Source organism: Streptomyces sp. NPDC058045, from assembly GCF_042885635.1.
In the GTDB taxonomy this organism is placed as follows: Bacteria; Actinomycetota; Actinomycetes; order Streptomycetales; family Streptomycetaceae; genus Streptomyces.
Window position 1 is genome coordinate 1 of sequence record NZ_JBHVRR010000047.1, and the last position, 11439, is coordinate 11439.

Annotated in this window: 9 protein-coding genes; 3 read left to right on the forward strand and 6 right to left on the reverse strand. The window is 67.5% G+C overall.

Annotated elements, in window-relative coordinates; genetic code table 11:
* Window positions 1–1892 (reverse strand): (Fe-S)-binding protein (locus ACFVST_RS23525; RefSeq protein ID WP_390155371.1); only part of this gene is annotated, 1892 nt, incomplete at its 3' end.
* Window positions 1893–2154: 262 nt separating this feature from the next.
* Here ACFVST_RS23525 and ACFVST_RS23530 point away from each other — a divergent pair.
* Window positions 2155–2715, forward strand: coding sequence for a GNAT family N-acetyltransferase (locus tag ACFVST_RS23530; protein WP_390155373.1), 561 nt, complete (start codon window positions 2155–2157; stop codon window positions 2713–2715).
* Between the two features lie 7 nt (window positions 2716–2722).
* Here ACFVST_RS23530 and ACFVST_RS23535 read toward each other — a convergent pair whose 3' ends face one another.
* Complete coding sequence (locus tag ACFVST_RS23535) at window positions 2723–3538, reverse strand: methyltransferase domain-containing protein (protein ID WP_390155441.1); 816 nt, start codon at window positions 3536–3538, stop codon at window positions 2723–2725.
* 245 nt (window positions 3539–3783) lie between these two features.
* Between ACFVST_RS23535 and ACFVST_RS23540 the strand changes: the two genes are divergently transcribed.
* On the forward strand, window positions 3784–4695 hold the full coding sequence (locus tag ACFVST_RS23540) for a hypothetical protein (protein WP_390155375.1): 912 nt from the start codon (window positions 3784–3786) through the stop codon (window positions 4693–4695).
* Between the two features lie 95 nt (window positions 4696–4790).
* Here ACFVST_RS23540 and ACFVST_RS23545 read toward each other — a convergent pair whose 3' ends face one another.
* Both ACFVST_RS23545 and ACFVST_RS23550 read right to left on the reverse strand, forming a co-directional pair.
* Window positions 4791–7070: a (Fe-S)-binding protein gene (locus ACFVST_RS23545; RefSeq protein ID WP_390155377.1), complete on the reverse strand. Its 2280-nt coding sequence runs from the start codon at window positions 7068–7070 to the stop codon at window positions 4791–4793.
* A gap of 142 nt (window positions 7071–7212) precedes the next feature.
* Complete coding sequence (locus tag ACFVST_RS23550) at window positions 7213–8226, reverse strand: LuxR C-terminal-related transcriptional regulator (RefSeq protein WP_390155379.1); 1014 nt, start codon at window positions 8224–8226, stop codon at window positions 7213–7215.
* 770 nt (window positions 8227–8996) lie between these two features.
* Between ACFVST_RS23550 and ACFVST_RS23555 the strand changes: the two genes are divergently transcribed.
* Entirely contained in the window at window positions 8997–9524 is a 528-nt protein-coding gene (locus ACFVST_RS23555) for an RNA polymerase sigma factor (protein ID WP_390155381.1), read from the forward strand.
* A gap of 88 nt (window positions 9525–9612) precedes the next feature.
* Here ACFVST_RS23555 and ACFVST_RS23560 read toward each other — a convergent pair whose 3' ends face one another.
* Window positions 9613–10293 carry a 4'-phosphopantetheinyl transferase superfamily protein gene (locus ACFVST_RS23560; RefSeq protein WP_390155383.1) on the reverse strand — a complete coding sequence of 227 codons (681 nt, stop codon included), beginning with the start codon at window positions 10291–10293 and terminating at the stop codon, window positions 9613–9615.
* On the reverse strand, window positions 10287–11435 hold the full coding sequence (locus tag ACFVST_RS23565; protein WP_390155385.1) for a hypothetical protein: 1149 nt from the start codon (window positions 11433–11435) through the stop codon (window positions 10287–10289). Before ACFVST_RS23565 ends, ACFVST_RS23560 begins: the two co-directional genes overlap by 7 nt.
* Window positions 11436–11439 lie beyond the last annotated feature (4 nt).

Genomic DNA, 11439 nt, shown 5'->3' on the forward strand with positions numbered 1-11439 from the left:
CGGCCGAGGTAGCAGGGGTCGTGGTAGGTGATGAGGCCTTCGACGGGGGTGACGGGGGTGAGTTTGCCGTCGTCGACGAGGTGTTGGAGCAACTGCGTGTGGTGGATGACTTCGTAGTCGCCGCCGAGTTGGGGGTATTCGTTGCCGAGGGTGTTGAGGCAGTGGGGGCAGGTGGCGACGATCTTCTTGGCCGACTTGGGTTTGCGGGAGTCGGCAGTGGACTTACCGTCGTCGTCGAGTTCTTCGCCGAAGGCGGTGTTGAGGGTGGCGACGTTCTCCGTGCCCAACTCTTGGAAGAGGGGTTCGTTGCCGAGGCGGCGGGCGGAGTCGCCGGTGCATTTCTCGTCGCCGCCCATGATGGCGAACTTGACGCCTGCGATGTGGAGTAGTTCGGCGAAGGCTTTGGTGGTCTTCTTTGCCCGGTCTTCGAGGGCACCCGCGCAGCCGACCCAGTAGAGGTAGTCGATTTCGGTGAGGTCTTCGATGTCTTTGCCGACGACGGGGATGTCGAAGTCGAGTTCCTTGGTCCATTCCAGGCGTTGCTTCTTTGACAGGCCCCAGGGGTTGCCCTTCTTCTCCAGGTTTTTGAGCATGGTGCCGGCTTCGGAGGGGAAGGCGGATTCGATCATGACCTGGTAGCGGCGCATGTCGACGATGTGGTCGATGTGTTCGATGTCGACGGGGCATTGCTCGACGCAGGCGCCGCAGGTGGTGCAGGACCACAGGACGTCGGGGTCGATGACGCCTTGTTCTTCCAGGGTGCCGATGAGCGGGCGTTCGGCCTCGGCCAGGGCTGCCGCGGGTACGTCGGCAAGTTGTGCCTCGCTGCCCTTCTCCTCACCCTCCGCCGTCTTACCGCCACCGGCGAGGAGGTACGGGGCTTTGGCGTGGCCGTTGTCCCGCAGCGACATGATCAGCAGCTTCGGGGAGAGCGGCTTGCCCGTGTTCCACGCCGGGCACTGCGACTGGCAGCGGCCGCATTCGGTGCAGGTGGAGAAGTCCAGCAGGCCCTTCCAGGAGAACTGCTCGACCTGGGAGACACCGAAGACGTCGTCCTCGCCAGGGTCGGTGAAGTCGATCTCCTTACCGCCCGAGGTCATCGGCTGGAGAGCACCGAGCGCCGTGGAGCCGTCCGCGTTCCGCTTGAACCAGATATTGGGGAACGCGAGAAAGCGGTGCCACGCCACACCCATATCGGTTTTGAGCGCGACCGTGATCATCCAGATGAAGGAGGTGGCGATCTTCAGCCCGGCGAAGAGGTAGGTGAGGTTCTGGAGCGTGCCGATGTCCGTGCCCTTGAGCCAGGACACCATCGGGTACGAGATGAAGAACGAGGCCTGGTAGCCGTCGATATGGTGCTGGGCGCCTTCCAGCGCGTGCAGGGTGACGATGCAGACGCCGACGATGAGGATCACGGCCTCGACGAAGTACGCCTGGCCGAAGTTGGACCCGGCGAAGCGGGACTTGCGGCCCGCCCGGCCCGGCAGGCTCAACTGACGGATGGCAATCAGCACCAGAATGCCGAGGACCGTCATGGTGCCGATGAACTCGACGTAGACGTTGTACGGAGTCCAGTCGCCGATGATCGGCAGCAGCCAGTCCGCCCGGAAGAGCTGGCCCAAGGCGTTGACGATGGTCAGCAGCAGGGTGAAGAAGCCGATCGCCACGAACCAGTGCGCCACCCCGATGACGCCCCAGCGGTTCATCCGGGTGTGGCCGAGGAACTCCCTGGCCACGGTCACCGTGCGCTGCACGGGCTCGTCGGTGCGGGTGCCGGCGGGGACGCTCTGGCCGAGTCGCATGTAGAGGTAGATCTGCGCGATGGCTCGGACGAACAGCGCCGCGCCGACCACCATCAGGACCAGCGAAACGCTGATCGCGGCGAGTTGCATGGGGGGCTCCTCGGGCCTGCGAGGCGGAGATTACTATGCGGTAACTTGTGGGGTGTGTATGAGACTACCCACTTACGCGCAGCAATGTAGTCATCCGCGTGGTGATCTGTGTCGCTGCGGGGACTCCTCGCCCGCGGCCCCTCCGAGGCTACTGTTTCCGGCCACCCGACGGACCGCTCACCCCGCCCCGCAGTCCGTTCTCATCGGGCGACCTGGGTAAATCGTTTTCGGGTGGCGGGGGCGCGGTCCTAGGCTGCCCGGCGTGACTGTGACCTTCCGGCGTGTGGGGCCGGTTGCGGGCGACGGGGCGGAGGCGGGCGCCGAGCGGGCGCGGCTGCTCGTACTCCTCACCGAGGAGGAATGGCCGTTCCACACGGTGCCCCGGCCCGACCCCGCCACCGTCCGCGGCTGGCTCGATGGCCGTTGGAGCGGCCACGCCTTCTGGATCCTCCGGGACGGCGCCACCGCGGGACTGCTGCGGCTGATCGACCCGGACGACGACACCCCCCTCTTCGACCTGCGCATCCGCGCCGCCCACCGCGGACACGGCCTCGGCGGGCACGCCCTGCACTGGCTCACCGGCCATGTCTTCACCGCCTGCCCGGGCGCCCGCCGAATCGAGGGCACCACCCGGCAGGACAACACCGCGATGCGCCGCACCTTCCACCGGTGCGGCTATGTGCAGGAGGCCCACTACCGCGAGGCCTGGCCCGACCCCTCCGGCACCCTCCACGACAGCGTCGGGTACGCGAAACTCCGTCGCGACTGGGTGGACGGCACCACGACCCCGGTGCGCTGGGACCGGGACCGCGACGGGGGATGAGGCGCCCTCACCGGGAGGGGTGGGCGGTGACCGAATAGGCCGCGAGGGCACGGTTGTCGGCGGGTGCGGCCACCGCACGGAGTACGTCGAGCTGGCTCAGCACCAGTCGCCGTACCGGCTCGGGCAGGACCGCGAGACGCTCCGCTGAGGCGCCCATCTCCAGACAGGCGGCGATCTCCCAGTCACCGTCCTGGAGACCGGCGGTGTCGGCCAGTCCACCTCCGTCGACCGTCCACCCCGTCTCCGGCAGCAGCCTCAGCAACTCCTCGCGGGAGAACGGCGTCCGCACATTGCCCGAGCCGTGCGAACCCGCCGCCTCGATCTGCCCCTGGATCAACACCGCCATCAGATGGGCCAGTTGGCCACCGGAGGTGGGCGTCAGATGCCACTCGGTCCACCAGAGGCGGCGCGCCCACGGCCGCACCCGGGCCAGCGTCTCCGCCAGCTTCCCCAGCGAGTCGAAGTACCAGCCGCAGTGCGCCAGCACCACCAGGTCGAACTCGCCGTCGCAGAAGCCGACTTGGGGATCCAGTACGTCCGTACCGAGGCGGAGGTCGATGCGCGGGCCGAGCGGACCCGCCGCCAGCCGCTCGGCCGACTCCCCGAGTGTGACCGGAGCCCCGTACCCCGGCTCGGCCGCATCGACCGCCGTCACCCGCCCCCGCGGCCCGACCGCCTCCGCCAGTACCGCGGTCATATCGCCCTGGCCGCAACCGAGTTCAAGAATCCGCGCCCCCGGCTCGATCCCCGCACCCGCCACTAGCGAGGCCCGATACCGCGTCTGCACCCGCTGGACATCCGGACCGCACCCGGCCGCCGCCATCCCCGCCGCGATCGCCTCGACCCTGCCTGCACCCCTGCCCTCAACCCGCGAACCGTCCACCCGATCCCCTCCTCCAGAGCGGTCACCCAGAGCGGTCACTCAGAGCCGTCGCCGTACAGCCTGACCCGAGCGGCGCGAAAACGCCCTGAGATGGCGGATCTTTCTTGCTGCCCGGGGTCGCCCTGTGCGTCACGAGTATGATCCGAGTGTCCCTCCACGACTTCGTACGCCAAGGGGGAACCGTCGTGTCTTTTGTCTTTCGCCCCGATATGAACGCCAATGATCGCCAGCGGCTGATGCGACTGCCTTTCGAGCGTTTTCCGGTGCCTCGTTCCCCCGCGCCGGAAAGGCCTGATTGGGCTCCGATGCGGGCGGAGACCGTCTGCTGGACGACGGGAATCAGTGCCGTTCTCTGCGTGGTCGGGTTTGTGCTCCTGACCGAGTGGCGGCCCATGGCGAGCATGTTCGGGATTCTGCTGATGCTCACTTCCCTTTGTGTTCTTGCCGGGATCTGGGAGGCGGGGGCCAAGAAGTGGGCACGTGATGAGGGGATCCACATCCGCAGTTGGCAGGCCGCCATCGACCAGCGTGAGCAGTATGTGCGAACCGAGGAACTGTCCGACGCGTCACGGCAGTTGATCTTCCGGGCGCGGTCGTCGGTCGATGTGATCCTCTATTCGGCGGCGAATACCAGAGGGCTCCTCGACACGGTCAAAAATCAGACGGAACTGCCCATGCAGCTCTGGATCGTGGCCCAGGATCTCGCGCTGTTGCAGGGGCCTTCCGAAAAACTGAGGATTGCCGCCCGCCATGTGCTGAGCGCTGACGGCAGGCAGCGGCTGGACGAGCAGCAGGCCGCCTTGAATTCCGCGTTCCAGACCGTCACAAAGCGCGTCGAGGCTCTGGAGCAGTATGCGGCTCGGACGCGCAAGATCGACCAGTGTCTCGCAGAGGCTGAGGCTCTTGGATCTCTGGGCGGTGGCGATCTGGCCGATGCCATAAGCCGAGTCTCGGGCAATGCGAAGGGAATGCCGCGCTTCACCGAGGGCGAGTACGGCCAGGACTTGCAAGCAGGTCTGGCCTCCGCGCTGGAGGAAGCCCGATCCGCGGGACGCAGACTGGAAGGCCTCGCCATGCTGGAAGTCGAGGGCGACTGACTTCCCCAGCGCGCCGTCAGAACCCTTGCTGGTTACTGATCAGGCTCCCGTGCCGGCAGGTCGGCGCGGGAGCCTGAACATGTCGCTGTCGGGGGTTACTTCACCGGTTCGGGCTCCGGCTCATCCGCGAGGTCCGCCTCACCGGCCGGGTCTGCCGGGGTCTTGACGGAGTCGAGGAGGAGTTGGGCGACGTCCACGACCTGGATGGATTCTTTGGCTTTGCCGTCGTTTTTCTTGCCGTTGACGGAGTCGGTGAGCATGACGAGGCAGAAGGGGCAGGCGGTGGAGACGATGTCGGGGTTCAATGACAGTGCTTCGTCGACTCGTTCGTCGTTGATGCGTTTGCCGATGCGTTCTTCCATCCACATGCGGGCGCCGCCGGCGCCGCAGCAGAAGCCGCGTTCTTTGTGGCGGTGCATTTCTTCGTTGCGGAGGCCGGGGACCTTGCCGATGATTTCTCGTGGTGGGGTGTAGATCTTGTTGTGGCGGCCGAGGTAGCAGGGGTCGTGGTAGGTGATGAGGCCTTCGACGGGGGTGACGGGGGTGAGTTTGCCGTCGTCGACGAGGTGTTGGAGCAACTGTGTGTGGTGGATGACTTCGTAGTCGCCGCCGAGTTGGGGGTATTCGTTGCCGAGGGTGTTGAGGCAGTGGGGGCAGGTGGCGACGATCTTCTTGGCGGATTTGGGTTTGCGGGAGTCGGGGGTGGTGTTGCCGTCGTCGTCGAGTTCTTCGCCGAAGGCGGTGTTGAGGGTGGCGACGTTCTCCATGCCCAACTCTTGGAAGAGGGGTTCGTTGCCGAGGCGGCGGGCGGAGTCGCCGGTGCATTTCTCGTCGCCGCCCATGATGGCGAACTTGACGCCTGCGATGTGGAGTAGTTCGGCGAAGGCTTTGGTGGTCTTCTTGGCGCGGTCTTCGAGGGCGCCGGCGCAGCCGACCCAGTAGAGGTAGTCGACTTCGGTGAGGTCTTCGATGTCTTTGCCGACGACGGGGATGTCGAAGTCGAGTTCCTTGGTCCATTCCAGGCGTTGCTTCTTTGCCAGGCCCCAGGGGTTGCCCTTCTTCTCCAGGTTTTTGAGCATGGTGCCGGCTTCGGAGGGGAAGGCGGATTCGATCATGACCTGGTAGCGGCGCATGTCGACGATGTGGTCGATGTGTTCGATGTCGACGGGGCATTGCTCGACGCAGGCGCCGCAGGTGGTGCAGGACCACAGGACGTCGGGGTCGATGACGCCTTGTTCTTCCAGGGTGCCGATGAGCGGGCGTTCGGCCTCGGCCAGTGCTGCCGCGGGTACGTCGGCAAGTTGTGCCTCGCTGCCCTTCTCCTCACCCTCCGCCGTCTTACCGCCACCGGCGAGGAGGTACGGGGCTTTGGCGTGGCCGTTGTCCCGCAGCGACATGATCAGCAGCTTCGGGGAGAGCGGCTTGCCCGTGTTCCACGCCGGGCACTGCGACTGGCAGCGGCCGCATTCGGTGCAGGTGGAGAAGTCCAGCAGGCCCTTCCAGGAGAACTGCTCGACCTGGGAGACGCCGAAGACGTCGTCCTCGCCAGGGTCGGTGAAGTCGATCTCCTTACCGCCGGACGTCATCGGCTGGAGAGCACCGAGCGCCGTGGAGCCGTCCGCGTTCCGCTTGAACCAGATATTGGGGAAGCCGAGGAAGCGGTGCCAGGCGACGCCCATGCTGGGGTTGAGGCCGATGGTGCAGGCCCAGGCGAGCGAGAGGGTGACCTTGAGGCCGGCGAACAGGTAGACCAGGTTCTCCAGCGTGTGGGTGCTCAGGCCCTCAAGGCCGTTGGAGATCGGGTACGAGACGAGGTGGCGGACGCCGTAGCCGGACGGGTCCAGGGCGCCTCCGAGGGCCCGCAGCATCACGATGCACAGGCCGATGCCGACGATGGTGAACCCGACGTAGTAGCCCTGCCAACTGGTGGAGCCCGCGAAGCGCGACTTGCGGCCCGGCTTGGACGGCCGGCTCAGCATCCGGATGACGAGCATGGTCGCGCAGCCCAGCGCGATCAGTGCGCCCAGCAGCTCGGTGTAGACCTCATAGACGACCCAGTGTCCGACGAGGGGCAGGCTGAAGTGGGGGTTGAACAGCTCTCCGTACGCCGACACCAGGCTGAGGAGGAGGGTGTAGAAGCCGATCGCCACGAACCAGTGGGCGAAGCCGACCAGGCGCCACTGGGTCATGCGGGTGTGGCCGAGGAACTCCCTGACCAGCGTGGCCGAGCGCTGGGCGGGGGCGTTCGTGCGGGAACCGGCAGGCACCGGCTGCCCCGTTCTCATGAACCGGTAGAGGTAGACGGAGGCGCGGGTCGCCAGTGCGACACCGGCCACGCTGACCACCAGTGAGACCACTATCGCGGCGATCTGCATCAGCTCTCTCCTTTCTCTGCTGCGAATCTCTGCTGCGAACCCTGCACCATGAATTACTAGACGGTAACTTACTGGATGGCGTGGCTGGTTACGAGTGAAACCTGCCATCCGTCGGCCGCCCGGTGGGGTGCGGTGCGGATGCTCAGCAGGCGCTGCGCTGGTCGAGATCTGACGGCACCGGGTCAAGCAGGCCCAACTGCGCGGCGCGTACCCCCGCGGCGAAGCGGCTGCTGACGCCGAGTCGCTGCATCAGCTCCGCTATCTGACGGCTGAGGGTGCGCAGGGAGACGCCGAGGTCGCGGGCGATCTTCTCGTCCTTGACGCTCTCCGCCAGCATCCGGACGATGGCGATCTGCTCCGGGGACAGACTGACGCGGTCCTTGTCCGGCGTTCCCACGGTGTACGGCGTCGCGCTGTGCCAGATGTACTCGAAGAGGGTCATGAACGAGCGGACCAACTGTGTGCCGCGGAGCACGACCATGCCCTCGTCGGGGGCTTCCGGGGTCAGCGGCAGCAGGGCCAGACTGGTGTCCGCGATGAACATGTGCATGGGCAGGACCGGGGCGAGCCGCAGGGCGACGCCGCTGTCGGCGAGCGCCTCCAGATAGGTGGCGGAGTCCGGCGCGGCGGCGTGCCGTTGGAGGTGGAGGCGGCGGACGGTGATGCCGCGCTCGACCAGATCGAGGTCGCGGCCGAGGCTCCGGTGCAGCTCGAACAGGGACGGCGTCGGGCCGGTGTGCATGGAGGACACGACGCCCTGGGCGGTCTCGGAGAGGTCGTTGAGGGCCTGGAGCAGTTCGTTCCGGCCCGAGGCGGTGCTGATCTGGATCTCCGACCGCTGGGCCGCGGCCGCGGGTATGTACACATCGGCCAGGACTCTGACGGCCTCTTCCAGATGCCGGATTTCCTGGACGTGGTGCTCCACGAAATTCCGCTGGCGGCGCAGTATGCGCAGCAGGGCGGCTTCCGGTGAGGCCGGGACTATCTGCTCGCTCTCCCGCTGGGTTCGTCCTATCAGGCCGAGATTCTCAAGAGACGAGCAGGCGTGCTCGGCCTCCTGGGGGGACAGGTTTAATTCGCTGGCCAGATTCGCCGATTCGACCTCGCCTCGTGCGAGCAGTTCCAGATAGATGGCCAGCCTCGAAGGCTCGGACATCTTGCCCCCGAGTACGGCATCTTCGGCATTCACCACTATTCGCCCCCCGGCATGGTGACAGCTCAGCTGGCGGTCACTCAGCTTAGCGTTTGCGGTCGGTCCGTGGTCGGTTTGTCGAACTCGCTGACCATGGGCTTCGTCGTTATGCAGTCAGGTAGAGCGGGTGAGTCTGCTGGAAGACGCCGCTCGCGTCGAGTCCTTGACCGTGTTGTCCCGGTTCCGGATCGGCTTCCGCGCGGCGGGTGTCGCCTCGTGGCGGGCGGATGCCGTTGGCCGCCACGCGCCCGCCCCGTCGAGCGGATACATATCTCGAAAATGCCGGACGAATGTACTGGCTGGCGTGCATCTGCCATGGCTTGTTTCCGCAACGTTCCAAAGGGGTGCCGACGGGTGTGGCTGCCTAAAGTGACGTCCTGAGCGCGGCTCTTGGTGGGGGATTTTCTGTGGTTTCTGGCGCCGCGCTCCGTATTGTCGATCCAGACCGTGGGGGATAGAACGTGGAGAATTGTCGTACCGAGTGAGTCCCGGGCGTGAAGCGGCCGCTCGATCCTGCCGACATCCAAGGGAAGTCGGCCAGCTTGGCGCGAGGCGTCGAGTGGACTTTCTCCGAAGTACGTCGTGTTTGGGGCACCTCTATGCCAGGCGTGCCGGATACCTGTGAGTCCGCTCCTTTTCTGACGTGAACCCGCGCCTCGCCACCGGCTGCCGTCCGTATGCCACAAATCCGCACGTTGAGTTATGGCTACGTTGAGTTCAGGAGCGTGCTCGAAATGACACACCAGAACGGCACGGGCTTCAGAGATATCGCGATCCTGCTGAAGCGCGCGCAGAGCGGGGACGAGTGGGCCATGGAGGACCTGCTCCTGCACATCACCCCGTTCGTCAGGCGGCTCTGTCTGCCGATAGCCCAGGGACACAGTGCCGACGCCACCCAGGAGGCGCTGGTCGCGATCTACCGCGGCATCCGGAGCCTGCGGGAGCCCGCGGCCTTCTACGGCTGGGTCAGGGCGGTCACCACGCGGGAGGCCGTGCGCACCTCCAAGCGGATCGGGCAGCGCACCACGGACGAACTGCCGGAGCTGCACCACGGCCCCGATCCTTTTGTCTCCGTCGACGTCTCCGATGTGATGGACCGTCTGCCCGACTACCACCGTGAGGTGCTCACCCTCCGCGCCTACTACGGCATGGGCGAACAGGAGATGGCGACGGTCCTCGAACTGCCGGTCGGCACCGTCCGCTCGCGGCTGTTCCGCGCCCGGAGGAACTTCCAGGACGCCTGGTACCAGCGCTCCGCCTGACGCGAGGGATCGCGAGGGCGCCGCGCGACCACGCGGCGGGCGCCTCGTGAGCGTGCACGGCGTCGCCCCGTACCGCCGCGGCTAAGCCTCATGGTGCGGCGGTCCAGCTCAGTACTCCGGGGCCCAGTGGGCGGACGGCGATGTCCAGGGCGCGGTCGGGCAGGCGCCTCGGCCAGGCTCGGAAGCCGCCCGGTGCGGGCCGGACGGCGATCGCCAGCAGTGTGGTCGGCGCGTCCTCCGGTGGCAGCAGCGCGGAGAACGCCTTGAAGGCGGCCTCCTTCGCGGAGAAGCAGGCGAGCAACCGGCCCTCGGCCTCGTGCCCCGGGCCGTGGTTCGCCCAGGTCCGTTCGTCCGGGGTGAGCACCACGTGGGCCGCCTCCCGGGGCAGGGGGCGGAGCTCCAGGTCTATGCCCAGGGCCCGGTAGTACCGCCGGGGGGCCGCGATGGCGGCGGCCGTGTCCCCGGTGTGGGTGATCGAGCCGACGCTTCCGGGCGGCATGGTCGGGCGGCGTCCCGTGGCGAGGATCTCCCCGGCCGGGAGGCCGGCGCGGACCAGGGCGCGGCGTGCCGCGCACCGCCCGGCGGCGAACTCACGGCGGCGTGCGGGGAGCATGTCCCGCAGCAGGCGTTCCTCGCCGGGCCCGGCCGGGGCGTTGTCCGGATCACCGGCCGTGGCCACGCCGAGGGAGAGGCCGTGCTCCTCGACGACGGGGCGCAGGCCGAGCAGCAGCCGCTCCGCCCGCGCCCCGTCGAGGGTGGTGTTCAGCACCGGTCGCGCAGCAGCGCCGGCCAGGTGGCCGGGTCGTCGTCCAGGTACCCCGACAGCCACTCGGCCCAGCGCTCCAGGCCGAAGCCCAGGCAGACGGAGAAGGCGGGCTGGTCGCCGAAGCCGATCTCGAAGCCCTTGCCGAAGTGCTGGTTGTGGTAGTTGAGCGAGGAGACGGCGACCCCCGACCCGTCGTGCGCCATACGCCCCACCAGCTCGTACTTGACGTCCATCGCGGCCTGGAAGTTGGCCAGTTCGGGGCGCTCCTTGGTGAAGAACGGGTCACCGGCGGGCGCGACCCGGCACGGAAGCGCCAACTCGGTGGCCAGCGCGGCCAGTTCCTCGATCGCGGCCGCACGGAAGGCGCGGGCGGAGGGACGGTCGCCGAGGAAGAGCATCTCCCTCACGCTGAACGACCACAGGCGCGTCGGTGAGGTGTCGCTCTGGCCCTCGTACCGGCTGCATCGGCCGGTCGCCGTGACCGTGAGCGGTTCGGTCAGCCGGGTGCCGCCGAACCGCTCGAAGAAGCTGAGGCACACCGCCGGGGAGAGCACGACGGGGGCGATCTCCAACTCGGCCTCGCGCGCCCGCTGGTCCCCGGCGGCGGAGAACCGGTCCAGCGCGTCCAGGTCGGAGCGCACCACCGAGGCCGCGGTGACGTGCTGCGGGAAGTTGTGCGCGTAGTCGGCCTTCTCCAGGGTGGACCACGACACCATCGCCGGCACCGTGTACTCGTCCGCGCCCAGCCGGGTGGCCATCTCGCCGAAGACCCGCTCCAGGGCCCGGATCAGCCGTGCGGTCTTCGGGCCGCCGACGAACAGCCCCGGCCCGATACGGCCGTCCTCCCGGGCGGTGCCGCTCGCCTGCGCCGGCAGGTCCCACTGGTCCAGCTTGGTGCTGCGGCGGCGTTTGACGGGGCCGCCGAACCGCCGGTACGCCTCCCCGATCATGCGCTCGATGCGGTCGGCCCGGTCGGAGTCGGCGGCGGAGAACTCGATCCGGGGCACCTCGTCGAGGAGCAGCCGGTGGCTGCTGGCCTCGGTGAGGCAGTAGCGGAGCATCGCGGTGAACTCGCGCCGGTTCTCGTCGGCGAGATCACCGGGCGCCGTCCAGAGCCGCTGGACGTCGGTGGCAGGTGCCGCCATGTCG